25 protein-coding genes are annotated in these 23542 nt (G+C 60.4%); 13 read left to right on the forward strand and 12 right to left on the reverse strand.

Annotated features, from left to right (window positions below; genetic code table 11):
• Window positions 1-4: 4 nt before the first annotated feature.
• The 5 genes from BLS87_RS25045 to BLS87_RS25065 form a co-directional block, all read right to left on the reverse strand.
• A complete protein-coding gene (locus BLS87_RS25045; protein ID WP_074756770.1) occupies window positions 5-859 on the reverse strand; it encodes an STAS domain-containing protein in 855 nt (284 codons plus the stop codon).
• Between the two features lie 266 nt (window positions 860-1125).
• The gene (locus BLS87_RS25050; RefSeq protein ID WP_074756772.1) at window positions 1126-1401 is read right to left on the reverse strand and encodes a DUF1652 domain-containing protein; all 276 of its coding nucleotides are present in this window, start codon (window positions 1399-1401) and stop codon (window positions 1126-1128) included.
• Window positions 1402-1571: 170 nt separating this feature from the next.
• Window positions 1572-2096, reverse strand: coding sequence for a hypothetical protein (locus BLS87_RS25055; RefSeq protein ID WP_074756861.1), 525 nt, complete (start codon window positions 2094-2096; stop codon window positions 1572-1574).
• A gap of 132 nt (window positions 2097-2228) precedes the next feature.
• Complete coding sequence (locus tag BLS87_RS25060) at window positions 2229-2450, reverse strand: hypothetical protein (RefSeq protein WP_074756774.1); 222 nt, start codon at window positions 2448-2450, stop codon at window positions 2229-2231.
• Window positions 2451-2573: 123 nt separating this feature from the next.
• Window positions 2574-3698, reverse strand: coding sequence for a DUF1615 domain-containing protein (locus tag BLS87_RS25065; RefSeq protein ID WP_074756776.1), 1125 nt, complete (start codon window positions 3696-3698; stop codon window positions 2574-2576).
• Window positions 3699-3824: 126 nt separating this feature from the next.
• Here BLS87_RS25065 and BLS87_RS25070 point away from each other — a divergent pair, with 126 nt between their 5' ends.
• The 6 genes from BLS87_RS25070 to BLS87_RS25095 all read left to right on the forward strand — a co-directional run bounded on the left by BLS87_RS25070 (window position 3825) and on the right by BLS87_RS25095 (window position 10321).
• Window positions 3825-4376, forward strand: a complete 552-nt coding sequence (locus BLS87_RS25070) for a cysteine hydrolase family protein (protein ID WP_074756778.1) — start codon at window positions 3825-3827, stop codon at window positions 4374-4376.
• A gap of 502 nt (window positions 4377-4878) precedes the next feature.
• Window positions 4879-6282, forward strand: coding sequence for a sodium:solute symporter family protein (locus tag BLS87_RS25075; RefSeq protein ID WP_074756780.1), 1404 nt, complete (start codon window positions 4879-4881; stop codon window positions 6280-6282).
• A 75-nt stretch (window positions 6283-6357) separates the two neighbouring features.
• Window positions 6358-7311, forward strand: coding sequence for a 2-hydroxyacid dehydrogenase (locus BLS87_RS25080; protein WP_074756782.1), 954 nt, complete (start codon window positions 6358-6360; stop codon window positions 7309-7311).
• A gap of 151 nt (window positions 7312-7462) precedes the next feature.
• The gene (locus BLS87_RS25085; protein ID WP_074756785.1) at window positions 7463-8110 is read left to right on the forward strand and encodes an HAD family hydrolase; all 648 of its coding nucleotides are present in this window, start codon (window positions 7463-7465) and stop codon (window positions 8108-8110) included.
• A 124-nt stretch (window positions 8111-8234) separates the two neighbouring features.
• Window positions 8235-9455 carry a putative DNA modification/repair radical SAM protein gene (locus BLS87_RS25090; protein WP_074756787.1) on the forward strand — a complete coding sequence of 407 codons (1221 nt, stop codon included), beginning with the start codon at window positions 8235-8237 and terminating at the stop codon, window positions 9453-9455.
• Window positions 9452-10321, forward strand: coding sequence for a TIGR03915 family putative DNA repair protein (locus BLS87_RS25095; RefSeq protein ID WP_074756789.1), 870 nt, complete (start codon window positions 9452-9454; stop codon window positions 10319-10321). Before BLS87_RS25090 ends, BLS87_RS25095 begins: the two co-directional genes overlap by 4 nt.
• Window positions 10322-10918: 597 nt before the next feature.
• Here BLS87_RS25095 and BLS87_RS25100 read toward each other — a convergent pair.
• Window positions 10919-11959 (reverse strand): alpha/beta hydrolase family protein, encoded by a 1041-nt coding sequence (locus tag BLS87_RS25100; RefSeq protein ID WP_074756791.1) that lies wholly within the window; start codon window positions 11957-11959, stop codon window positions 10919-10921.
• 418 nt (window positions 11960-12377) lie between these two features.
• Window positions 12378-12983 carry an FMN-dependent NADH-azoreductase gene (locus tag BLS87_RS25105; protein WP_074756793.1) on the reverse strand — a complete coding sequence of 202 codons (606 nt, stop codon included), beginning with the start codon at window positions 12981-12983 and terminating at the stop codon, window positions 12378-12380.
• Between the two features lie 128 nt (window positions 12984-13111).
• Here BLS87_RS25105 and BLS87_RS25110 point away from each other — a divergent pair, with 128 nt between their 5' ends.
• A complete protein-coding gene (locus BLS87_RS25110; protein WP_074756863.1) occupies window positions 13112-14020 on the forward strand; it encodes a LysR substrate-binding domain-containing protein in 909 nt (302 codons plus the stop codon).
• A 19-nt stretch (window positions 14021-14039) separates the two neighbouring features.
• On the opposite strand, the gene BLS87_RS25115 is transcribed toward BLS87_RS25110, so the two are convergent.
• Entirely contained in the window at window positions 14040-15128 is a 1089-nt protein-coding gene (locus tag BLS87_RS25115; RefSeq protein WP_074756795.1) for a hypothetical protein, read from the reverse strand.
• Window positions 15129-15336: 208 nt separating this feature from the next.
• On the opposite strand from BLS87_RS25115, the gene BLS87_RS25120 reads away from it, so the two are divergent.
• A complete protein-coding gene (locus tag BLS87_RS25120; RefSeq protein ID WP_074756797.1) occupies window positions 15337-15681 on the forward strand; it encodes an MmcQ/YjbR family DNA-binding protein in 345 nt (114 codons plus the stop codon).
• 21 nt (window positions 15682-15702) lie between these two features.
• On the opposite strand, the gene BLS87_RS25125 is transcribed toward BLS87_RS25120, so the two are convergent.
• Together BLS87_RS25125 and BLS87_RS25130 are read right to left on the reverse strand one after the other, a co-directional pair.
• Complete coding sequence (locus tag BLS87_RS25125; protein ID WP_074756865.1) at window positions 15703-16137, reverse strand: DUF1294 domain-containing protein; 435 nt, start codon at window positions 16135-16137, stop codon at window positions 15703-15705.
• A 4-nt stretch (window positions 16138-16141) separates the two neighbouring features.
• A complete protein-coding gene (locus tag BLS87_RS25130; RefSeq protein WP_074756867.1) occupies window positions 16142-16972 on the reverse strand; it encodes an undecaprenyl-diphosphate phosphatase in 831 nt (276 codons plus the stop codon).
• A gap of 333 nt (window positions 16973-17305) precedes the next feature.
• Between BLS87_RS25130 and pnuC the strand changes: the two genes are divergently transcribed.
• Window positions 17306-17869 carry a nicotinamide riboside transporter PnuC gene (gene pnuC / locus BLS87_RS25135; RefSeq protein ID WP_074756799.1) on the forward strand — a complete coding sequence of 188 codons (564 nt, stop codon included), beginning with the start codon at window positions 17306-17308 and terminating at the stop codon, window positions 17867-17869.
• A gap of 8 nt (window positions 17870-17877) precedes the next feature.
• Window positions 17878-18420 (forward strand): AAA family ATPase, encoded by a 543-nt coding sequence (locus tag BLS87_RS25140; protein ID WP_074756869.1) that lies wholly within the window; start codon window positions 17878-17880, stop codon window positions 18418-18420.
• Window positions 18421-18446: 26 nt separating this feature from the next.
• On the opposite strand, the gene BLS87_RS25145 is transcribed toward BLS87_RS25140, so the two are convergent.
• A complete protein-coding gene (locus tag BLS87_RS25145; protein ID WP_074756801.1) occupies window positions 18447-19766 on the reverse strand; it encodes a sigma-54-dependent transcriptional regulator in 1320 nt (439 codons plus the stop codon).
• 389 nt (window positions 19767-20155) lie between these two features.
• On the opposite strand from BLS87_RS25145, the gene BLS87_RS25150 reads away from it, so the two are divergent.
• The 3 genes from BLS87_RS25150 to BLS87_RS25160 all read left to right on the forward strand — a co-directional run bounded on the left by BLS87_RS25150 (window position 20156) and on the right by BLS87_RS25160 (window position 22947).
• A complete protein-coding gene (locus tag BLS87_RS25150) occupies window positions 20156-20422 on the forward strand; it encodes a hypothetical protein (RefSeq protein ID WP_074756803.1) in 267 nt (88 codons plus the stop codon).
• Between the two features lie 168 nt (window positions 20423-20590).
• Window positions 20591-21580, forward strand: coding sequence for a zinc-dependent alcohol dehydrogenase family protein (locus BLS87_RS25155; protein ID WP_074756805.1), 990 nt, complete (start codon window positions 20591-20593; stop codon window positions 21578-21580).
• A gap of 122 nt (window positions 21581-21702) precedes the next feature.
• Window positions 21703-22947: an MFS transporter gene (locus BLS87_RS25160; RefSeq protein WP_083370757.1), complete on the forward strand. Its 1245-nt coding sequence runs from the start codon at window positions 21703-21705 to the stop codon at window positions 22945-22947.
• A gap of 4 nt (window positions 22948-22951) precedes the next feature.
• Here BLS87_RS25160 and BLS87_RS25165 read toward each other — a convergent pair whose 3' ends face one another.
• Complete coding sequence (locus BLS87_RS25165) at window positions 22952-23509, reverse strand: vWA domain-containing protein (RefSeq protein ID WP_074756873.1); 558 nt, start codon at window positions 23507-23509, stop codon at window positions 22952-22954.
• Window positions 23510-23542: the final 33 nt, after the last annotated feature.

A 23542-nucleotide genomic window follows, 5' to 3' on the forward strand; every position in this document is an offset into this window, starting at 1 on the left:
GGCCTTATACCGCAGCCTTGGAGACCGTCAGACCCAGACGGCGCAGCGCCAACGCCAGCGCGTCGGCCAGGTTGGCCTTGGTCACGACCCCCTGAAGGTCCAGCCCCAGGTGAACGATGGTCTGCGCAATCTGCGGACGCACGCCGCTGATAATGCAGTCGGCACCCATCAGGCGGATCGCGGTCACGGTCTTGAGCAGGTGCTGGGCCACCAGCGTATCGACGGTGGGCACGCCCGTGATGTCGATAATCGCGATTTCCGAGCCGGTGTCGACGATGCGTTGCAACAAAGACTCCATCACCACTTGGGTGCGCTGGGAGTCGAGGGTGCCGATCATTGGCAAGGCGAGCACGCCGTCCCACAGTTTGACCACGGGCGTGGAAAGCTCCAGCAGCTCTTCCTGTTGACGCTTGATCACCGATTCGCGGGACTTCTGAAAGGTGCGGATGGTGTGCATGCCCAAGGTGTCCAGCAGTTGGGAGATTTCCCAGAGCTGTTCGGCGAGCAACGTAGGCTGCTCGGCATACGCATGCTGCAACAGGGTGAACAACGGGCCTTTGAGTGCAAAGATAAAATGGGCGGTCTGCTGCGAGTCCTGTCCGGCCAATGCACGTTGATGAGAAAGCTTCTCCAGAAACTGACGGGTCTCGTCCCATTCAGCCGTCGTGATGCTGTGCGTACCGCCCTTTTCCAGTACGGCGGTCAGCAAACGCAGAAACTCCGACGCCTGCTGATGAAGGTCTTCGGCCTTCAGATTGCGCGTGGCGCCGCTGGCTTCGAGGTCCGCGAGCCAACGGGCGGACAATTGGGCTTCGGAACGGCGCAGGGCGTCGACGGTGGTTTGCTGCAGTACTGCCATGAGGTTGGCTCCTGAATTTTTTAGACGCCGGTCCGGTACGGTGGTGATCCGGCGAGGGCAGACACCAGAGAACGGGTCAGGCAGTGCCTCCACGATGGAGGGCAGTCCCTAACCTGTTAAATGCAAAGCGCTTTTTAACGCCAAAGGATGGAGACGAAATACCTGCCCGCCACCCTTGGTGTCAAGTTAACATCACCGCTCGGCAAAGGTTCCGTCGAGAGTGTAGATAATTTAGAGGGGAGCGCTTTCGACCCGACGCCTGGGGCTCACGCCCCTCGAGAGGCCGCGAAGAAGGCCGGGGTCGAACCGAAAGGTGTGACACAGGTTCGCAGGTCGTAACGCAGTTCGGCCACCAGTTCCGCGACGCCGCGGACGGTCGTCACGTTGGCAATGGCCACGTTTTCGACCTGCATGGCCACCGTGCCGGTCTGGGGGTCAAAGATTTTCACCATCAGCGCACCGCCTGGCATCAGCGTGCACTCACACGCCAGTGGCAGGAACGCACTTTCCAGGGTCCTGCGCAGTTCAGGGGTAAACAGCATTCCACCACCTCCATGTAGAGCGGAGCCGGGCACCCGCCTGCCCGTCTGACACCAGACCGATAAACCAGTGTAGTCACGCCTCGCAATCCCCTGCGCCCATCGTGATACCGATGTGCGCTGAGTCACACTTCACCCGGATGCCAGTGGCGTCTGCAAATGGAACGGCTGGCTCAAAACGCCATGTCAGTGGTTTGCGCATAGATGGAAAATGCCCCGAGCAGGAACCAGAACACGCTGAACAGCCAAGGCGTACGCATGGAAAACAACAGCGATTTGCGATAGCCCTTCTCGCTTGACTCATGCTCACAGAACAGCGGGGAATCATCGTAAGCGAGCCCCATCGCAGGCTGGCTGTGCAACAGCTGGCTTTGCTTGAAATGCCAGTGGTCGATGATCTCGTACGCAGCGCGGATCCCAGGCCACGCATGCATCGAGCTGATCATGCCCAGCAGCGTGAGAAAAGGCGGCACCACCAGCGTGAACAACTTGCCCCACTCCGGGTTGAGGTTGGCCATTGATGAGGCGAACGCGATCACCAGAAACGACTGGGCAGAGAGATAGGCGTTGGTTCGGTTAGAAAGAATGGCGGTTTCGTACTGGATTTCCTTGCGGTAGAAATCCAGACGGTCCTTGGGGGATCCGAACAAAAGTGCCTCAGCCGCCTGTTCAGCCGACTGAGTGTCCGTAACGGGCACGCCACCCTGACTGCTCGTAATGATGGTGGGAATAACGGGGTCGGGACTCAAAACCAGTGGTTCCTTGAAAAAATGACTCAAAAAAGCCGAAGACAAGGCATTCACCCTGCTTCGGCGGCCGACAGCATCGTGCTAGCGCAAGTCGTCGGAAAGCGGAGTGGGTTCATCGGCAGGCGGTACTTCGTCCGAAGGCGGCTCTTCCCAATCCACCGGACGCTGCTGCTTTTCTTCCTCGCGTTGCTGCTCTTCGCGAAAGTCTTCGTCATCCATGGCATCCGGATCCAGATCGGCTTCAGCAGGAGACGTCGGCGTGACGGGCGGGACGCTGGTGGGGAATTCAGAATCGACTGGCATAGGCACCTCTGCTGTAAAGGCCCTGATGCACAGGGCGGTTACAGGTTCGAGACGCGCACCGCCAAGGGGTGCCGAGATTTGGACCAGCGGTCATGTGTGGCGTCGAGCCGTTGACGACCGCAATTATCTGAGTTTGCCCGACGCCCGCGTCATGCAGCGCACTCGGCGCTCTTCAACGCGCTGGGCAAACCAGGCCGTCGTGAGCTTGCGGGTGATCTTCGGACTCTCCAGCACGATGCCCGGCAGAATCGCGCGAGGCAGCGGTTTGCCCGCGGCCTTGTCCGCCAGGGCAAACACCTGTTTATAGAGGTCGGTGTCCTCGAACGCGAGGGTTTCGCCCTTCTCCAGCTGGCTGCGGATCGTCGGGTTGCGCATGCCCAGTTGCGTGTGCAAGCTGCGGACCGCCAACTCGGTCTGCCCCAACGACGGCCCAAAGCCGTAGCTGATCAGGTCACCATCCAGTGCCAGTCGCTTACCCGACACACGCGCCACCGCGCTTTGAAAGGCTGCGTTGCGGCTGGCGTACCACCCGGCATTGAAATCGGCAAAACGGTAAATCGGCTTGTCATAGCTGACCGGATACCCCAACAGGTGGGCGATACCGAAATACATCCCGCCTCGCCGGCTGAATACCTCGTGTCGAATCGAGCCGTCTACCGGGTAGGGGTAATCCTGCGCCTGACGCTCGGCGAACTCGATGCTGACTTGCATCGGTCCCGCCGTGTGAACCGGATTGAAGTGACCAAACAACGTTCGCCCCAACGGCACCATGCCGATGAAGTCGTCGAAAATCGCGCTGAGGTCTTTTTCGGTGCGCGCGGCGCTCAATCGCTCGTTATAGGTCTTGCCAGTCGGTGAGCGGACGTCCAGCGCGCTGCGCACCAGCAGGTTGGGAATATGCGCCTTGCTGGCCCGGCGATCGATTTCGTCCTGTGCGATCTTGCCCATGCCCGGCACGGGCGGGTCGACCTGAAAATTCGACTCCTGCTCGGTCACCGCCACCACTGAACAGAGGTTTTCGACCGTGGGATCAATCTTCTGCGTCTCAAACGCGGTATAGATGTCCGTCGCCCATCCCTGTCGGTCTGACGCGCCCGCCGGCAACAGCCGCACGATCTCGCTGCGCACCAGCTCCGGAGGTGGCGGCGGCGACGTCTGGCCACGCTGGGTGCCACAACCGGCGAGCACTGCCAGCAAGGTGACCGTGATAAACGCCGTGGCGTGGCGGGTGAATCCGTTCGCAGGCATGGCCGCTCCTTCGCAAGGTAAGTTGCCGGATTGGACAACGTCGAGAATAGAGTGACTCATGCATCAACCACGGACAGGGTCAATACTGGACCCCACACCCACTCCACCCCAATCGAGGAAGCAGACATGTCCAAATCAGCGCTCATCGTAGTCGATATCCAGAACGACTACTTCCCTGGGGGCAAATGGCCTCTGGTCGGAGCCGATGCCGCCGCCGACAACGCGGCAAGGATTATTCAGGCCACACGGGACAGCAACGGCCTTGTAGTCCACATCCGTCACGAGTTCACCCGGGACGATGCGCCGTTCTTCACGCCGAATTCCGAAGGCGCGAAGCTGCACCCCAAGGTTATGAACCAGGGGCAAGAGCCCGTCATCCTCAAGCACTACCCCAATTCGTTCCGGGACACGGGCCTTAAAGCGCTGCTGGATAAGGAAGGTGTCGAGGCGTTGGTAGTGATCGGTTCGATGAGCCACATGTGCATCGACGCCACCACCCGTGCAGCGGCAGACATGGGGTACACGGTCAGGGTCATTCATGACGCCTGCGCCAGCCGAGATCTTGAGTTCAGTGGCACCACGGTGCCGGCCGCACAGGTGCATGCAGCGTTCATGTCAGCGCTGGGGTTTGCCTATGCCGAAGTGATATCAACCGAAACGCTTTTGAACGGACAGTAAGCGCACGCACAACGAGCGTGCTCGCGAAGGCGGTGGTTCAGTCGCGATTTGTTCGCTGACCCACCGCGCTCGTCAGCACCTGAATACCCGCAGGTCCTGCATTAGTCCCTAAGCGTCCAACCCTTAATGAACCCGCCGACGCCTGACGTCTTTTCGCACAGATCACCGGCATTTGATTAACAAACGAACACGCGTACGATTGCCCTACGTTGTACGATGACGTATAAGAAAGCATTCGTATTGAGTTGCCTTCCAACGTTGATCACGAGCCTCTAATAACAATGAAAACACAGACACTCCCTTGCCCAGACCCCGCCGTATACTTGGCTTCTTCGTTCAACATCTCTCCTTCCAGCCGCGCCCGAAGTTCGCAATAGCTTCACCGGCACACCAGAGCCTGCGCCCGAAAATTGACCGTGTTGTCTGTTAACAGACACTTGATCGCGACACACATGCTCGATACACCAGACCACGCACCCTGCCACCAGGGGACGCAGAGAACATGGACCCAAGAATAACAATCATCCTTTGCCTGACCGCGGGCTACTTCATCGTCATGTCCTACATCGGCTACAGCGTGCGTAAACACGCCAAGAGCAGTGACGGATTCACCGGCGGCGGACGCAGCTTTCCACCCTTCCTGATCGGCGCCCTGCTGCTCTCGGAGTTCATCGGCAGCTCGGTGAGCATCGGCACGGCGCAAAAAGGCTTCGAAGCCGGTATCTCCGCTGCCTGGAACCTGGTTGCGTTGTCCCTGGGCTTCTTGCTGCTGGCATTGGTGCTCGCCAAGAAATACCGTGACACCGGCCTCAACACCATCTCCGGCATCCTCGCGCAGAACTACGGCCAAGGCACGCGCTACGCGGCCTCGGTGCTGACGATTTGCGCCCTGAGCATCGTCTCCGTCGCGCTGTATGCCAGCGGCGGCGCCGTGCTGGCAGCGGTGCTGAACATCGACAAGACCCTGGCGATCCTGCTGGTCGGGGTCATTACGGTGTTCTACGTCAGCGTCGGTGGCATGCGCTCGGTGGTCTACACCAACTTCGTGCACGCGGTCATCAAGTACATCGGCATTGTGCTCGCGCTGGCGTTCGCCCTGAATGCCACCGGCGGCATCGGGGCCATGCAAGCCAGGCTGCCTGCGACCATGTTCGACTTCACAGGCGTGGGCTGGGGCCAGATCTTTGCCTGGATGATCGGCGGTATCGGCTCGATCTTCGCGACCCAGTACGTGATTCAAGCCCTGGTCAGCACCAAGGACGAAAAAACCGCAAAACGCGCGTGCTTCTATGTTTCATCCCTGATGATCCCCTTCGGCCTGATGGCGGCGGGCATCGGCATGTGCAGCGCCTACCTTTACCCAGGCATCAAGTCCATCGACGCATTTCCTGCCCTCATCGCGCACATGCCGACCTTCTCGGCGAGCCTGGTGGTGATCGGTCTGGCCGGTGCGCTGTTCGGCGGTATCTCGGCCAACACCCTGGCCTCCGCCACGCTGGCGATGAAGGACTTCTACGACCCCTTCTTCAACAAGGAAAAGAACGATCGCAAATCGGTGATCTTCATCCGTCTGGCCATCATCGTCATCGGTTTCCTGCCGTTGATCCTGGCGCTGTACGCCGACAAGATCCTGCTGATCGCGTTCTTGGGCAAAGCCCTGCGCGCCACCCTGGCGGTGATCGTGCTGATGTGTTTCTACGCACCGAAATTCGGCACCGGTCGTGGCGCGCTGGCCGGGGTGATCCTGTCGGTGTTCTCGACCATCGGCTGGTTTCTGGCGGGCAACCCTTACGGCATCGACAGCTCGTACTTCGCGTTGTTCGCGCCCCTGCTCACCATGGCCATCGCCGAACTGCTCAAAACCGGGCGTTGCGACGCACAACCTGTGTTAAACAAGAACGGCTGAAGCGAATCCGTCAGTCAAAGCCGTGTAAAAAAGGCGTGACCTCGACTGATCGACGGTGCGCCGCAAGGAGGAAACATGAGCGACAAGAAAGCCGACGTACTGGTTTGGGGGCCGATGCATGCGGCATTGACGCAGAACCTGGATCGCGATTTCACCGTCCACAACCGCTGGGAAATCAAGGACCTCGACGCCTGGGCCGCCGAGCATGGCGACAAGGTCCGTGGCGTAATCACCAGCGGCGTGTACGGCACCGACAACGCCCTGCTGGACCGCCTGCCGAACCTGCAAGTCGTCAACAGCTTCGGCGTCGGCTACGACGCCGTCGATACAGACTACCTGGCCCGCCGCGGCATCCAGCTGAGCAATACGCCCGACGTGCTGAACAACGCCGTTGCCGAAACGGCCATGGCGCTGATGCTGTGCGTTTCGCGGCGCATCAGCCAGGCCGAGCGGTTCGTGCGTGCGGGCCAGTGGACCTCGGGTAAATTTCCGCTGGGCAACGACCTGTGCGGCAAAACCTGCGGCATCGTCGGCCTGGGCAAGATCGGCAAGACCATCGCCAAGCGTGCCGCAGCATTCGACATGAACATTGCCTATTTCCGTCGCGGCGCGCCGTACGCTGACGTGGAGTACACCCACTACGCCGACTTGCAGGAACTGGCGCGGGCGTCGGACTACCTGATCGTCATCGTGCCCGGCGGTCCCGACACCCAGCACCTGATCAACCGTGACGTGCTCAAAGCCCTGGGGCCGAAGTCCTACTTGATCAACGTGGCACGCGGTTCGGTGGTCGACGAAAAAGCCCTGGTGGCATCGTTGCTGGAATCGGAGATTGCAGGCGCGGGCCTGGACGTGTTCGAAGACGAGCCGAATGTGCCCGCCGAACTGATGTCGCTGGACAGCGTCGTGCTGACGCCGCACATCGGCAGCGGCACCTACGAAACGCGCCAGGCCATGGCCGACCTGGTGTTCGCCAACGTCAGCGCCTACTTCGCTGACGGCTCACTCGTCACGCCCGTTCAGCTTTAACCTGGACGTCGCAGGAAGCGCGCCAAACGACATTGTCGTTCGGCGCGCTTCTTGCGACCGTAGGTCAGTCTTCACATCCCTTTCTCAACTTTTCTGGATAATGCCGGTCGAACCGCCCCAAACACGATCACGCAACTCGGGAGAATCCTGTTTGAACATTGCCGGCGTCATTTTTGACTGTGACGGAACCCTCGTGGACAGCGAGCGACTCGCTGCCGGGCTTCTGCGCGACATCCTGGAAGAACATCGGGTTTCATTGAGCCTCGAACAGGTGCTGGAACGCTTTCGCGGCGTGCAGTTCGCCCTGTGCATGGAAGGGTTATGCCGCGAATACCCGTGGCTGCCCAACAGCGAAATCGTCAACACCTTCAGAGCGCGGACCCTGCCTTTGCTGCAGGAACGTCTTGAGGAAATGCCGGGCGCCGTGGAGTTTGTCCGCGGGTTGTCGCTGCCCAAATGCGTGGCGTCCAATGGCCCGCGCAGCAAGATCGAAACCTGCCTGAGCACCGTGGGCTTGCTGGACGTTTTTCACGGCTTGATCGTCAGCGCCTACGAAGTGGACGCCTGGAAGCCCTCGCCGATCCTCATCGAACACGCCGCTGACCTGCTCGGCCTGAAGCCCGAAGAATGCCTGCTGGTCGAAGACAGCGTACCGGGCGTTCAGGCGGGTTTAGGTGCCGGTGCACAGGTTGCCGGCTATGGCCACGACACTGACTTCTCAGCATTCCTGGACCACGCAAACTTTCACCGGGTGAAGAATTTCGGCGAACTGAAGGATCTGGTGCAACGCATCAGTTAGGCGTGACGCAGGAAGGGCTGCCGCTCATGCCCGGGTGTCCCCCTCCACGCTTATCTATTCATTCGGCCCTTGTTCATCGCGCAACATCTCGATACTGTATATAAAAACAGTATCGAGAATTCCCATGCAGCTGATCGACAAGCTGAGCATCCTCGCTGACGCGGCCAAGTACGACGCTTCCTGTGCCAGCAGTGCCGCACCCAAGCGCAGTTCCGAGGGCAAGTCCGGCATCGGCTCTACCAACGGCATGGGCATTTGCCACAGCTATACCCCCGACGGACGCTGCGTCTCGCTATTGAAAATCCTGCTGACCAACTTTTGCCTGTACGACTGCCAGTACTGCATCAATCGCCGCTCCAGCGACGTCCCCCGTGCACGGTTCACCCCGGAAGAAGTCGTCACGTTGACCCTGGACTTCTACCGCCGCAACTGCGTCAGCGGCCTGTTCCTCAGCTCCGGCATCATCCGGTCGGCCGACTACACCATGGAACAGCTGGTGCGGGTGGCGAAGCTGCTGCGCGAAGAACACGAATTCCGGGGCTACATTCACCTCAAGACCATCCCCGAAGCCGACCCCGCTCTCATCGAAGAAGCCGGCCGTTATGCCGATCGTCTGAGCGTCAACATCGAACTGCCGACCCAACTCGGTCTGCAAACCCTGGCGCCGGAAAAGGAAATGGGCTCGATCAAGCAGGCGATGCAGACCATCTACACCGGACAGCAGACCGTGCTCAACGAGCCGAGAGCGCCGCGTTTCACGCCCGCCGGGCAAAGCACCCAGATGATCGTCGGCGCCGACGAGACGGACGACAGCACGCTGCTGCACACTGCCGAATCGCTGTACGGCGATTTTCGTCTCAAGCGGGTGTATTACTCGGCCTTCAGCCCGATTCCCAACAGCCCGAAAAGCGTGCCGCTGGCTGCACCGCCGCTGTTACGCGAGCACCGGCTGTACCAGGCCGACTTTCTGCTGCGCAGTTATGGCTACAACGCCAAGGAACTGCTGGACGGACCCGGGCATCTGGCGCTGGACATCGACCCGAAACTGGCCTGGGCGCTCGAACACCGGGATGTGTTTCCCCTCGACTTGAACTGCGCCGAGCCTGCCATGATTGCGCGCATCCCCGGCATCGGGATTCGCACCACCAAACGGCTGGTGGAATTGCGTCGTCAGCGGCGCATCCGGTACGAGGACCTGACGCGCTTGCGCTGCGTGTTGGCCAAAGCCAGGCCGTTCATCATCACCAGCGATTACCACCCGCGCCAGGCAGACACGTCCAGCATCGCGTTGCGTGAGCAATTGCGTGACCGCCCGCAACCTCAGCAGATGGCGCTGTGGGCATGATCGTTCTCGATTGCGACGACCTGTTCGAGACCTGGCGCCAGCAAGCCCGCTGGCTGTTGAGCCATCAGATCGATCCGGATCAGGTGAGCTGGAGCGTTAAAGAAGACGCCGACCTGTTCGCCAGCGACGATCACTATCCGCCACACAACGGACCCTTCCAGGCGCGCGTCCCGCTCGAACTGCTGGCGCTGCTGCAGAACGCTGCGCAGTATTGCGGCGATCAGCGCTGGAGCCTGTTGTACGAAGTGCTGTGGCGAGTGAGTCATGGTGACCGGACGGCCATGCTGGCGGGCGACAAACTGGGCAGCGAAGTGCATCGTCGGCTCAAGCAAGTGAGCCGCGAGGCGCATCACCTGCATGCCTTCCTGCGCTTTATCGCCTTGCCGCCCTGCAACGTTGGCAAAGACCTGGAGGTCAAGGCCGCACTGCTGGAGACACAAAAACTACCCGAATACGTGGCCTGGCATGAGCCTGCCCACGATATCCTGCACAGCGCCAGTCAGCACTTCGTCGGCCGAATGGGCAAGCATCGCTGGATGATCGCGACGCCCAAGGATGGCGTGTTCTATGACGGAGAGCGCTTGATCCACAAACGCCAGTGCCCCGCTGCGTGGCAGTCACTGGCGCGCAATGCCGATGACCCGCACGGCGAACTCTGGCTGACCTATTACAGCCACATCTTCAACCGCGCGCGGCTGAACCCGAAGGTCATGCAAGGCCACCTGCCGACGCGATTCTGGAAGAACTTGCCAGAAGGCCCTCTGATCCCTGCATTGATCAGCGAAGCGCGCACCGGCAAACAGCGCGACGGCCAGGCCCGGCAGATCGCCGAGCGGCGCGGGAAAGTGATTCGGTCGGGGCATTGATCGAACAGGCTTGCGAGTTTTTGCGGTTGGGCCGCTGACTGCGAGCGTTCGGCCTGCGAGTAATCTGGTGGAGATTTGCACCCAATCTGAAGAACGTGGTCGAGTTGTTACTTCCGAGTCGCAGGGTTTTATCGTCAGCAAGCTGACCTTGCAAGGTGTGCATTTCCACTATTGGGGTGACGCTGATGGTTGGGTTTGTCCTAACGGCCAAACTGTTCCGCCTTCGGCGGGTTACTTGAAAAGACCCCAAGTAACCAAGGGTCCTATGCTCCTGGTTGGGCCCGACTTCGTCGGGTTCCTTCACTCCGGCGACGCTCCGTGTGCCCGCGCTGAACGGACATCCATGTCCTAGCAGCGCTCTCGCGGCATCCATGCCGCTCGGCCCACTCCGCATCGCCTGCGTTCAGCCTGCACCCAAGTCGCGTTTTGTGGTGTCTGGCCTGCTGCGGTATGAAGATCAAAAGCCAGAGCGCGCTCTACGGCGCCGGAGGACGTGGAGCTTCCCAGCGTGGCGCTCCATTTTCTCAGCGATCTGCAAAAGAACTGGCAGCAACACCAAACGCCTGGGTGCGCCAGTCAGCACTGCATCAGCACGACTTACTGCCGATGCACCGCCGTCTGCATCCCGGCCGTACTGATCGGCGAGCCTAATGCCGTACCAAAGAACCGCACCGCCTCGCTGCTCAGATTGCGGTGAATGTCTTCACGGTCGACACCGATGGCGTCGGTGCACAACACAGGCTGCGTGGCACGCTGTTCGTCATCACAAGGCGCCATGAAAACAAAGTGCCCGGCACCGGCCAACAGTTTGAAGTCCGACACATCGGGTAATTTGCGCGCCAACGCCTCAGCATTCTTGTCGATGGCCAGCAGTTCATCGCCGTCACCGCTATACAGCAGCACCGGCACATGAACGTCGGCCAGGGTATGGCGACCAAACATCAAACCCAGCGGCGCCATCAGCATCAATGCGCCAACGCGAGGGTCAGCTTGCGCGTGGAGGTCGTCACGGTCCGCCACCAGTTCGCCCTGAGTCTTACAGGCGTCGCGGTCCTGGGGGCGTTGCGTGCAGTAATGACGCAAACGCTGCAGGTCAGGCTGCGCGCCCGCCAGAATCAACGCTGTCTCCCCGCCCGCCGAATAGCCGATGACACCGACACGTCGAGCACTGATGTAGGGAGAAAGCATGGGGTCGAGCAGTGCAGCGCTGATAGCTTCGGAAATCTGCAGCGGTCGCCCATACAGATTGCTCAAGCTACCGAGGCGACTGTGATCGAGGTAGTTATCGCCGGGATGGAACACGGCGACCACGACAAAGCCCTTGCGAGCCAACGATGTCGCCAGGTCGTGCTGAGCCAGGGGTGTGCCGGTATTGCCGTGGGAAAGCATCAGCAGCGGAAAACGCCCCATGGCGATCTTCGCGTCTTCCGTCGCTTCGATAGGATAACCCTGAACACGAGTCACCCTCTCGTCATCGGTCGAGGGATAAAAGGCGTAAGCGTGCATGGGCTGTGAATCCAGCGGATCAAGGAAGGTCAGCTCGTGAAACCCCACGCTCCAGGTCTCCAGTTCGCTGGCCTGCACCGAAATCAGGCTGCTGAACAGGCTAATCACCATCACTGCACAAAGACGCATCATTGCAATGCCCCTCACCTTAACAATCCGTTTTTCCGATTCAGACGCCTGTGGCCTGAGGTCCTTGTGAAACGCTGCCTGTAGCCATCTGACACATCGGTATCGATAACATTCAGAGCCGTTCTTAGATCATTAGTGCACAAGGCGGGCCAAGCTCAGAAAATTAACAGGCGTTGGCCGAATCACAGGAAGCGGTGGCCGAATCTGCGGCGATTTTACTGCGATCCGTACTAGGTTACGCGCAAAGAAAGCGCAAAGGCTGTCGCCGGGCTGAACGCTGCGTTTTTAACGACGCGAAAACGACAAAAGCCCCGTCACCGTTTGGCATGAGGCCTTGGGCGATGGGGCTTCTGGTCATTCGAAGAGCGAGTGCTGCGGGCTGCGATGAGCGCTTACCGGCTAACAGCGCTCACCTCGGCAATCAGGCAAACAGCGTCTCTTCGATGTGTTTCTGTGCAGCGGCCATGGCGTTGACGCGCGGCTCGTCACCGTAAGCCAGGCCGTGAGCGAACACGAACTGCAGGTCAGTCACGCCGATGAAACCGAACAGCACCTTGAGCAGGTCTTCGTGACCCACGCTGGTCGGCTGACCTTGATGCAGACCGCCTGCGGTGGAAACGATCACGACTTTCTTGCCCTTGCACAGACCTTCCGGACCGGTTTCGGTGTAACGGAACGTGCGACCGGCAACGGTGATGCGGTCGATCCACGCCTTCAACTGGCTAGGAATGGTGAAGTTGTACATCGGAGCGCCGATGACCACGACGTCGGACGAGAGGAATTCTTCCAGCGTGGCTTCGTTGGTTTCCACTTCCAGCTTCTGTGCCGCGTCACGGCCTTCAGCTGGCGTACCGGCTGCAGCCAGGGTAGCGCCGGAGAAGTGGCTCAGCGCATCGTTGGCCAGGTCGCGGTAAACCACTTGGGTGTCCGGTTGAGTGGCGGTGAACGACTGAACGACGCTGCGGCTCAGTTGGCGCGAAGCGGAGTGATCGCCAAGGATGCTGGAATCGATGTGCAAAAGTTTCATAACGTGCTTCCCAAGTGAGAATCGCCGCTTGGCGATCAAGTGGCGATAATCCTACCCCGGAAGCTAATGGCTGATTAGTCGGCAAAAATGCGATAGTTTGTCCCATCAGCAGGACAATAGAGCCCATGATGCAAGACCTTAACGATCTCTACTATTTCGCCAAAGTGGTCGAGTGCGGCGGTTTCGCGGCGGCCGGGCGCACCTTGGGCATTCCCAAGTCACGGCTGTCACGGCGGATCGCTGAACTGGAGACACGGCTCAACGCCAGCCTGCTGCAGAGGACCACGCGCAAACTGGCGCTGACCGCCGTTGGCGAGCGTTACCTTCAACATTGCCAGGCGATGCTGCTGGAAGCCGAGATGGCGGACGAGGCTGTCGCCACGCTGTCCGCCGAACCTCGGGGGCGCTTGCGCGTGTCGTGCCCGGTCGGCATGACTCACTGGAACCTGAGCGGGGTCGTTTCGGACTTCCTGGCGCGCTATCCGCAGGTTCAGCTTGAGCTGCTACTGGTCAATCGCCGCGTCGACCTGGTCAACGAGGGCATCGATGTCGCCCTGCGTGTGCGCGACGTCGGCGACGAAGACCCGAGCCTGATCGTCCGTCACCTGGCCCCGGCCAAGGCCGTGCTGGTCGCCTCTCCCGGGTTGCTGGCCGACAAGAACATCCGCACACCGGACGACCTGTATCAATTGCCGGTGCTCGGCGCGATCGAGGCCGATCGCAAAGTGCACTATCAATTGGTGCACGAGGAGGGTCGACGCCAGGAGGTAACCCTAGAGCCGCGCCTGGCCATCGACGACTTCCCGATCCGCAAGGCGGCGGCGCTGGCTGGATTGGGCATGACGATGCTGCCCATGATGAACTGCCATGACGCACTCTCGGACGGCACTCTGGTGCGTCTGCTCCCCGACTGGTCGATGCCGAGCGGCAACCTTCAGGCCGCCTACACCCAGCGTCGCGGCACGCTGCCAGCGGTGCGTGCATGGATCGACCACGTCGCGGCGGAGTTCACTGCCCACTCGGTGGGCGGCGTGTGAGACGAGCCGATCCTTTCGTCTATTGCGTGATGTTCAACGGCGGCGCACCGGTGAAGTGCCTGTACAACACGACGGGCCTGAGCATCAGCGCTCGCCGGCGGTCGTAGGCGCTGGGGGCGCACTTGGCGTATTCGTCCAGCTCCCGCTGTACCCGTCCATCGGCGTCGAGGGCAGGCGCGAGCACTGCCTTGTCGGCGCACGCAGGCAATGAGTTGCGGAGGCGCACGTTGATCAGCAGCTCCTCCGTTGCACCCTCCCCTGGCGGAACGCGTGCAAGGCTCTTGTCCCAGTATTTCTCCAGCCACAACCGGAACACCCAGCGCTGTCCCTCCTTGGTCCGCAACGCCGCGCGTATCCAGGTGCGGAAAGTCTGCCAATCAAGCGAGGTCAAGGCAGGATTCTTGTATTTCTGGCAGTAGCCAACGTTGTGCGAGTTCTTGAAATGCTTGAACGCCGCCCCGTCCAGGTCCACATCGATCGCCAGCGGGGCACACTCGCCGGCCGCGCGTAACTGACCGTACACACCGCCTTGCGTGGCGGGATAAAGCGAAGGGACGGTCAGACGCGTGAAAGCGGCCCGGTGATCATCCGGAACAAGACCCGCTTCCAGCACGTACCGCATGAATGCAAGCAGGTCACCCTGATCGAGGTGAGCGATACCGACGCCCCCAACCCCGTAGCTCATCAAATGCTTGCCGGTGTTGTGGCTGGTCTGCGCCTTCCAGTCGTTCTGCGCCGGATCTTGCGGCAAGCCTCCAGGGTCATCGATACCCCATTGCGCAACGCTCAGGGTCAGGGCCAGCAAGCCAAGACCTGCCTGCGCGCTTCGTTCCTGAGGTTTGTCTCGATAATCGAGGATCACCGCTTTGACGAAATCGGCCTTTAGGGTCTCGCCCTGAACAGTGTCATCCGCTGACGGAGACCAGCCGCCACGCTCCAGAATGTAATCGATGAGGGTGTCAGGCAGGGTCAGTTCGGCAGCACTGGCTGTCGGAAAAAAGCCGCCAATGTGCCCACCGCCCCAGCGCAAACCCAGCGCCGCACTGACTGCACCGGGCACGCAGATGGCCGCGCCGCCAAGGAGAATCTCGCGTCGTGTCAGAGGCATTGCTTCTCTCCAGAGTTCTCGCCATGTGGCGCCCCCTACAACCGACTTCAGTTGGCACTCATGGGTATAGCAGAAGCATTCAGGCAAAAAACAGGGCTTGATCGAAGCACTCGAGCAAGCCCCTTCTTACCCCTCGTTGGCAGACATTCGCCCGCCGATTCTGATAAAACGTGGACCCGCAACCCCTCTTCCCCCAACAGGAGACCCCATGGACACCGAAGACGTCGCAGCCTTTTGCCTCAGCCTCCCAGGCGCTCGAGAAGATTACAAATGGGGCGGCGTGCGTGTGTTCTCCATCGCGGAAACCAAGATGTTTGCGGTCATGGGGCTGGCGGGCAACGACCTTGCGTTCAAGGTCGGCCCGGACCTGTTTCTTGGTTATGTCGACCGGCCGGGCATCCGACCGGCGCCTTATCTGGCGCGCGCCTACTGGATCACCCTTGCCCATCCCTACGCCATGGGCAAGGACGAACTGTGTGACCTGCTGACCCGCTCGCACCAGTGGGTGGTCAGCAAACTGCCCAAGCATCGGCAGGTCGCCCTGAAGCTCTAGCGGCTCAGACCCGGCGCGACCTCAGAAAAAATGCCGGGACAAAAAATTCCCGCCCAACAGCACGCGGTCGATCCAGAACAGTTCATGCACCAGGACTATCAGCCAGAACACACTCTGGTAGGACACCTTGCGTGTCTTGTGCCGAAACACCTGCTGAGCCACCAGCGCTCCCGGCCAGCCACCCAGAATCTCCGCCGCATGCAAGAGCTTCTCAGGCGTGCGCTGACCCTGGGTTCTCGCCTGCCTTTTGTCATGACCGTACAGCGCGAACGTAATCACGCTCATCAGCGGGTAGATCGCCATTGGCAACCCGCTGCCGCCGTGCAACCCGATCGACACCACGCCGTAAACCGGCAATGCGCAGAGCAACACCAGCATCGACAGTTTGAACTTGAGCCAGCGCATCGAGGTTTTCTCGGCACGCTTCTCAGGCTTGGGTTGAAAACGCGGATTCATCCTTTCACGGCTGCGCATTGGACCAGTCGACCCAGCCGAACACCCAGGTCGCCAGAATCAACAGCCCGAAGGCGATCCGATACCAGGCAAACACCGCATAACTGTGCGTCGCGATGAACCTGAGCAAGGCACGCACGGCAATCATGGCGAAGATGAACGATGTAATGAACCCCACCGCGAACACCGCGAAGTCATCGGGCTGGAACAGGTTGCGGTACTTGTAGCCCGAGTACAGCGACGCGGCGATCATGGTCGGCATCGCCAGAAAGAACGAGAACTCGGTGGCCGTCTTGCGAGACAGGCCAAACAGCAGCCCGCCGATGATGGTCGAGCCCGAACGCGACGTGCCAGGGATCATCGCCAGACACTGGGCAAAACCCACTTTGAGGGCATCGGCCCAGGTCATCTCGTCCACGGTCTCGGCGTGGACTTCATGCTGGCGGCGCTCGGCCCACAACATGATGAAACCGCCGATGACCAACGCGGCCGCCACGGTGATCGGGTTGAACAGGTAGTGGTGGATGAGGTCGGAAAACATCACGCCGAGCACAACAGCCGGCAGCACGCCAATGATCAGGTTAAGGGTGAAGCGACGCGCCTGCGGTTGGGTCGGGAGGCCGGTGACGACGTCGACAATCTTGCGCCGGAACTCCCACATCACCGCCAGGATCGCGCCGAGCTGAATGATGATGTTGAACGCCATTGCCCTTTCGCCGCCAAAGCCGATCAAGTCGGCGACGATGATCTGGTGACCGGTACTGGAGATCGGCAAGAACTCCGTCAACCCTTCCACAACCCCAAGTATTAACGCCTGTGCGGCGGTCCAAAGATCCATCATTCCCCCAGAATGGAGCCTGCTCGTGGCGAAGCTCTCTTGATATGTTTTGAGCACTGTTCAGCGCACGTTAAACGGTCCGATGTAAAAACCGCATGAACAGTCAAGACTGCGGGCTCAAGCACGCGAGCGCCGCGATCCTAACAGACCTTCGCGGCGAACGCTCTAGCATGGATATTGGCGCGCAGGCCTTGACGTAACAGGCGGTCCGGCAATGTTTTTCCTATGGGCGACGCACTGACACTTCCCTTTGATTCAACACGCCACAATGGTTCACAAACGGCTTACAATCGCGGGCCTTTTTTCCTCCCTTTCCTCTCCATAGGAGTCTTCATGTCCGGGCTTGAACTGTTCGCCGCTGCACTCGGTGTCATTGCCGTCTGGCTGACAGTCAAACAGAACCCGTGGTGCTGGCCGATCGGACTGATCATGGTGTTGCTTTACACCTGGATTTTTTTCGACGTGAAGCTCTACTCGGACATGCTGCTGCAGGTTGTCTATGCCGTGTTGCAATTGTATGGCTGGTGGCAATGGACACGGCGCGGCGAGATCGTCGACGGCCGCCGCGTGACGTCCTTGAGCGGCGGTGCCCTGACGTTAAGTCTGGCGGCAGGCGCGGCGGTAAGTCTGGTATTGGGCGCGGCCATGGCGCACTTCACCGACGCCGCACAACCCTGGCTGGATGCTGCACTCACCGGTTTCAGCCTTGTTGCCCAAGTGTGGATGGCGCAGAAACGCGTGCAATGCTGGCCGTTGTGGATCGTGCTCGATGTCATTTTTGTCGGGCTGTTCCTTTATAAAGCGCTCTATCTGACGGCGGCGCTGTACGCGTTGTTCACGTTGCTGGCCGTGCAGGGATGGCGTGACTGGCGCGCCGATCCCGCGCTTGCGCGCTGATGCCGGGCATGAAAGTCCTTGTATTGGCAGGTCCTGAGTCGAGCGGCAAGAGCTGGCTGGCGGAACACCTTCAGCAGCGTTTTGGCGGGGAACTGGTCAGTGAATACGTACGCCATTTCATCGAACAGGAACAGCGGGACACCTGTTATGCAGACATTCCCGTCATCGCACGCGGGCAATTGGCGCAGGAAGACGAAGCGCGGTCCCGGGCCCCGGAACTGTTGATCCTGGACACCCATCTGCTGAGCAACATCCTGTGGAGTCAGACGCTGTTTGGCGACTGCCCGCCGTGGCTTGAGCAGGCACTTCTGACTCGACGCTACGATCTGCACCTGCTGCTGTCGCCCGACGGCGTCGAATGGGTGAGCGACGGTCAGCGCTGCCAGCCACTGCTCAGCGAGCGTCAGGCGTTCTTCGACGCCAGTCGGGCGTGGCTCGACCGGCATGGGCAACGTTACGAAGTGATCGAAGGCAGTTGGAGCTACCGCATGGAACGAGCGGTTGAAGCGGTGGAAGAACTATTGGGACGCCGTGCGCAGCCCCGTGTCTGACCTTGGACCTGCGGACGTGGGCTCGCTCAGCGAATCTGATGTTTGTGCAGCAACCGGTAAAACGTCGGCCGCGAGATCCCGAGCACCTTGGCCGCTACGCTGAGGTTGTCGCTGTGACGCGTGAGCACATCACACAGGGCCTGGCGTTCGGCGCGGCATTTATATTCATCCAGCGTGCCCATACTCGAGCTGATTTCCTCCTCGCCCAGCAAGCCCAGGTCAAACGCTTCGATCTGCCTGCCTTCGGCCAGCACCAGCCCTCGCCGCACGCGGTTCTCCAGCTCGCGAACGTTCCCCGGCCAGTCGTGCTTGCCCATGGCAACCAAGGCATCCTGGCTGAAGTTTCGGGGCCGCCGACCGGTTTCCTGGCTGTAGAAATGCGCGAAATGATTGGCCAGCAACGCCAGATCACCATGCCGCTCCCGTAACGGGGCAGTGCCGACCTGCAGGACGTTCAACCGGTAATACAGGTCCTCGCGGAAGCGTTTCTTGCGAATCGCCGCTTCAAGGTCGACATGGGTCGCGGCAAGGACGCGCACATCCACCGCCACGCGTTCACCGTTCACGTCGATGTGTCGGTCCTGCAGAAACCGCAACAGGTTGGCCTGAACATCGAGCGGCAGGTCGCCAATTTCATCGAGGAACAGGGTCCCGCCGTTGGCCGCTTCAATGCGTCCGGTCTTTCGTTGTTGGCCTCCACTGAAGCCGTCTTCTTCGTAGCCGAATAACTCGGCCTGCAACTGATGTTCACCCACCGCGCTGCAATTGATTGAAACAAACGGCTGGTTCCGGCGCTGGGATTGCTGGTGCAGGGTGCGCGCCACCAACTCCTTGCCCGTGCCGGTTTCGCCCCGGATCAACACGGGTGATTCAGTGGGCGCCAGCTTGGTCAGCAAACGGCGCAACTCACGGATCGGGCGGCTCTCTCCGAGCAATTCATGTTCTGGCCCGTTTCCGTAAGTGGCGCCCTGCGCGCGCAACCTTGCCATGCCGTAAGCGCGGCCAAGGGTGACTTGAACCCGCGCGACGTCGAACGGAAGCGTATGAAAGTCGAAGAACCACTCGCAAACAAAATCGCCGATCAACTCGCGACGCAAATCCTCGGCGGTGAGCACGGCAATCCATTCTGTGTTGCTGCGGGTAATCAGCTCCTTGATCAACTGCGGCTGTTCGAAGTGCTGTGGCATCAAACGGATCAGTCCAACGTCACAGGGGCGGGACGCCGCCGCATCCAGGGTGCAGCTATCCACCTCCCAACCTGCGATGCGCAGGCCCGGAATCAGACGCAGACACTCTTCACACGGTTCGACAATTAACAGGCGGCGGATCGATGCCAGTTCATGCATATGAAATTCCTTGGCGCCAGGATTCAAATAATATTCCGGAGAAAAAACATTTTAGAAACAGTGTCTTGGCGACCCTGTTTGTTACAGTAGCAACTTTTTTGACACGCGCTTGGACCGTTTAACTATAAGCCTAAGATCGAAACGTGCTTAAACCTGCCAAAAAGGCATTAAAGAGGTAATCAGGCCGTTGGATCAGCACTGAAACACTCGCAAGCCCACAAAAAGCGCACGCAGTTGCAAACGAGAACGTGTGAAAAAGCGAAATAAATGGAAAAAAATCGAAATACGGTGTGACTTACCCCCCGGCGCAAGTCATCAGTACAAGTATCCAACCGATCGGGAAGCCCGCCGTCGGGGAATGAATTGATACGGGCACTTGAGGATTTTCCATGAACGCCCCATTACGCTTTAACGATGCCTTGCTGATCGCCGGTCATGCCTTCGAGCCTTTCCAGTGCGTGGCCTGGGCCCCACAAGACGGCAACGGCGAACTGAGCCTGACGGTCGTCGATCGCACCAGTACCCGTATCGGTCGCAAGCAGATTCCAAGCAGCGCTTACTCCGATCCCAAGCAACTGGCGCAGGTTCTGGAACAGGCCCGTGCTGAAATCAGCGGTGAAGGCTACAGCCTCGAGCCTTGGACCATGCCGGCCTGATTGTCCCGTTGACTCCGAACCCTCATTGCAGACGTTTTGTCCTGAGTGTTCGGAGGGTTGGGCGATTTTTGCTGAACAGGATGTGCACTACTCTGGCGGTCAACCAGTAGACCCCCATCGAACGGTCAGTTCGAGCGGGTCACTCATCACCGTCAAGAGCACATCCTTATGCGAGTCATCACGTTCGAGCGCTACGGCGCACCTGAAGTGTTGCAGTACCAGGAAGTGGGCGAGCAAGTCCCTTCTGACAACGAAGTTCTGATCCGCGTAAAAGCCATCGGCCTTAATCGTGCCGAATCCATGTGGCGCCACGGCGAATACGTCGAGCCTGTCAACTTGCCTGCCCGCCTGGGGTATGAAAGCGCCGGGATCGTCAGCGCGGTAGGCGCCAACGTGACCCACGTCAGCCCCGGCGACGCGGTCAGCACTATTCCTTCGTTCTCCCTCAATGACTACGGCATGTACGGCGAAGAAGTCCTCGCCCCGGCGCACGCCGTGGTCAAACACCTGTCGAGTCTGTCGTTCGCAGAAGCCGTGTCCATCTGGAACCCCTATATCACGCCCTATGGCGCATTGATCGCGACCGGCCTGCTCAAGGCGACCGACACGGTGTTGATCAACGCGGCCTCCAGCAGCGTGGGGGTCGGCACCATTCAGATGGTCAACATGATGGGCGCAACCTCGGTGGCATTGACCCGCACCCGGGAAAAGCGTCAGCAATTGCTCGATGCCGGCGCGCAGTACGTGATCGCCACCGAAGAACAGGACCTGGTCGCTGAAGTGATGAACATCACCGACGGTCAAGGCGCCTCGATCATCTTCGACCCCGTCGGCGGCGCACACTTCCCCCAACTGATCTCTGCGCTGACGCCGGGCGGCACAGTATTCATCTACGGCGCCCTCAGCACCGACGTGACGCCGCTGCCGATTCTGGACGTGATCGCGAAAAAACCGATCATTCGGGGTTACAACCTGTTCGAGATCACGACACACCCTGAGAGCCAGAAAAAGGCAGTCGAGTTTATTTCCCGGGGACTGGAGTCCGGTGCCTTGAAGCCTCTCATCGAGAAGACATTCAAGTTCGACGAGATGGTCCAGGCCCACCACTACCTGGAAAAGAGCCAGCACCTGGGCCGTATCGTGGTCGTCGTCGATTAAACCGCTGCGGCGACCGCATCCCCCGTCTTTCCTCCAACGCTCCCTCAAGCGCCCTGCTGCCGATCACCGGCAGCAGCAACGCCTGTGTGCGGCCGTTTGAAACAACTTCCGAGATCCCTTTAATGAATGACGCTAAATCAGGGTCAGTGGCAGAACTGTCTGCCGCTGACATGACGAACCACACCGTTGAGGCTTCAAGCCCGCGTCAGTGGATGTCTGTGTTTTCCGTGGCGTTGGGCGCTTTCGCTTTCGTGACCACTGAATACTTGCCGGTGGGCGTGTTGCCGCAGATCGCCACGGAACTCGGTGTCACCAACGGCACAGCCGGACTGATGGTGACGATCCCCGGCATCGTGGCGGCAATCTCTGCGCCCGCCATGATGATCGGCGCGGGCCGGATCAATCGTCGCTCCTTACTGATTCTGCTGGCTGCGCTGCTGGTGGCCTCGAACCTGATCAGCGCCCTGGCACCGAACTTCACGACCATGCTGCTGGGTCGCGGGCTGCTCGGCGTCGCGCTGGGCGGATTCTGGGCCATCGCGATCGCCGCGGCCGGACGTCTGGTGAACGCCGACAAAGCGGCCAAGGCCACTGCGATCATCTTTGCCGGCATTACCTTCGCGACGGTACTGGGTGTGCCGTTCGGTACGTTCATCAGCACGCTGTTCTCCTGGCGCGCTTCGTTCCTGGCGACCGCGGCGCTGGCGTTGATTGCACTGACGGCGCAAACGCTGACGCTGCCTTCACTGCCCGCCAGTGAAAGCCTGAGCGTGCGGACCTTGCTGCGCTACGTCAGCAAGCACACCACCCAGCGCAGCATTTTGCTGATGGGGCTGATCATCGGCGCGCACTTTGCCTCGTACACCTACATCGCGCCGTTTCTGGTTCAACAGGCCGGGTTCAGCGCCGGGACCATCACCCTGACACTCCTGGGTTTCGGCCTGGTGGGCATGCTCGCCAACTTCCTGGTGTCGGCCAGCGTCACCCGCCATTTGCAACTGTCGTTGGGCGCTGCCGTGGGGCTGATGGTCCTCTCGCTGGTGGCGCTGCCGTACGTGGTCAGCAGCGGTCTGGGCGTGATCACGTCGGTGCTGGTCTGGGGCGTGGCCTACGGCGCTATCCCGCTGGCGTTGAGCAGCTGGATGCAGCTCACCTCGCCGCAGCTACCGGAAGCGAGCTCGGCGATGCTGGTCACCACCTTTCAGATCGCCATTGCCTCCGGGTCGTTGGTCGGAGGGCTGATCGTTGACGGTTACGGGCTTGCTCCAGCGCTGTTCTTTGGCGCCCTTCTGGGCGTGCTCGGCCTGCTGGTCGTCGCCACCTTCGGCCTGGGCCATGATCGTCTGATCGAGAAGCTGCAAAACTGACGCGTCAAGCGAGCTCATTGATGTGCCGGTAGTCAGCCCCCAACTGACGCGCCATTTCACTCGCCCTGCCCAGCCGGATCGGGCCTTGCTCGGTGTCGATCAGCAGGCTCGGGCAATCGAAGGGGCTCAATGTGGGCATGTCTTTGACTCGGCCATCGGTCAGGATCACCAATCGGTGTTCTTCGGCCGGGTAGCGCGTGTGACGCTTGTCCAACCAGTCACCCGCCTGTTCGATCGCGTCCACCAGCGGTGTACCGCCGCCCGCGCCCAAAGCATCCAGCCAAGGCTGCAACGACGAGCCGGCCTTCAACCCCTGATGCTGCCAGCGCGCCCGCGTGCCGCTGGCGGTGAGCAGCGCCAGTCGGGCGCGTTGCCGGTAGGCATCATCGAACAGCTGAGCCAGGAAGCCTTTGGTCTGGCTCAGCGCCTGATGGCGTCGGGTGGACGCCGAGGCATCGACGATCACCAGCCACAAGGTCTGCGGGCGACGGGTTCTGGGCTGACGCACCAGATCGTGACGGGTTTTGGGGCGTCCGCGTAGCAGGCTGGGCAGCCAGGCGATGGCGCCGTCGACACCGGCGCGTGGAGCGCCACT

This window comes from Pseudomonas abietaniphila, assembly GCF_900100795.1.
Lineage (GTDB): Bacteria > Pseudomonadota > Gammaproteobacteria > Pseudomonadales > Pseudomonadaceae > Aquipseudomonas > Aquipseudomonas abietaniphila.

Bases quoted from the DNA above. Each gene is read 5' to 3' on its own strand.
- BLS87_RS25045 (WP_074756770.1), bottom strand. From the start codon at position 859: ATGGCAGTACTGCAGCAAACCACCGTCGACGCCCTGCGCCGTTCCGAA.
- BLS87_RS25050 (WP_074756772.1), bottom strand. From the start codon at position 1,401: ATGCTGTTTACCCCTGAACTGCGCAGGACCCTGGAAAGTGCGTTCCTG.
- BLS87_RS25060 (WP_074756774.1), bottom strand. From the start codon at position 2,450: ATGCCAGTCGATTCTGAATTCCCCACCAGCGTCCCGCCCGTCACGCCG.
- BLS87_RS25065 (WP_074756776.1), bottom strand. From the start codon at position 3,698: ATGCCTGCGAACGGATTCACCCGCCACGCCACGGCGTTTATCACGGTC.
- BLS87_RS25070 (WP_074756778.1), top strand. From the start codon at position 3,825: ATGTCCAAATCAGCGCTCATCGTAGTCGATATCCAGAACGACTACTTC.
- BLS87_RS25075 (WP_074756780.1), top strand. From the start codon at position 4,879: ATGGACCCAAGAATAACAATCATCCTTTGCCTGACCGCGGGCTACTTC.
- BLS87_RS25080 (WP_074756782.1), top strand. From the start codon at position 6,358: ATGAGCGACAAGAAAGCCGACGTACTGGTTTGGGGGCCGATGCATGCG.
- BLS87_RS25090 (WP_074756787.1), top strand. From the start codon at position 8,235: ATGCAGCTGATCGACAAGCTGAGCATCCTCGCTGACGCGGCCAAGTAC.
- BLS87_RS25095 (WP_074756789.1), top strand. From the start codon at position 9,452: ATGATCGTTCTCGATTGCGACGACCTGTTCGAGACCTGGCGCCAGCAA.
- BLS87_RS25100 (WP_074756791.1), bottom strand. From the start codon at position 11,959: ATGATGCGTCTTTGTGCAGTGATGGTGATTAGCCTGTTCAGCAGCCTG.
- BLS87_RS25105 (WP_074756793.1), bottom strand. From the start codon at position 12,983: ATGAAACTTTTGCACATCGATTCCAGCATCCTTGGCGATCACTCCGCT.
- BLS87_RS25110 (WP_074756863.1), top strand. From the start codon at position 13,112: ATGCAAGACCTTAACGATCTCTACTATTTCGCCAAAGTGGTCGAGTGC.
- BLS87_RS25115 (WP_074756795.1), bottom strand. From the start codon at position 15,128: ATGCCTCTGACACGACGCGAGATTCTCCTTGGCGGCGCGGCCATCTGC.
- BLS87_RS25120 (WP_074756797.1), top strand. From the start codon at position 15,337: ATGGACACCGAAGACGTCGCAGCCTTTTGCCTCAGCCTCCCAGGCGCT.
- BLS87_RS25125 (WP_074756865.1), bottom strand. From the start codon at position 16,137: ATGAATCCGCGTTTTCAACCCAAGCCTGAGAAGCGTGCCGAGAAAACC.
- BLS87_RS25130 (WP_074756867.1), bottom strand. From the start codon at position 16,972: ATGGATCTTTGGACCGCCGCACAGGCGTTAATACTTGGGGTTGTGGAA.
- pnuC (WP_074756799.1), top strand. From the start codon at position 17,306: ATGTCCGGGCTTGAACTGTTCGCCGCTGCACTCGGTGTCATTGCCGTC.
- BLS87_RS25140 (WP_074756869.1), top strand. From the start codon at position 17,878: ATGAAAGTCCTTGTATTGGCAGGTCCTGAGTCGAGCGGCAAGAGCTGG.
- BLS87_RS25145 (WP_074756801.1), bottom strand. From the start codon at position 19,766: ATGCATGAACTGGCATCGATCCGCCGCCTGTTAATTGTCGAACCGTGT.
- BLS87_RS25150 (WP_074756803.1), top strand. From the start codon at position 20,156: ATGAACGCCCCATTACGCTTTAACGATGCCTTGCTGATCGCCGGTCAT.
- BLS87_RS25155 (WP_074756805.1), top strand. From the start codon at position 20,591: ATGCGAGTCATCACGTTCGAGCGCTACGGCGCACCTGAAGTGTTGCAG.
- BLS87_RS25160 (WP_083370757.1), top strand. From the start codon at position 21,703: ATGAATGACGCTAAATCAGGGTCAGTGGCAGAACTGTCTGCCGCTGAC.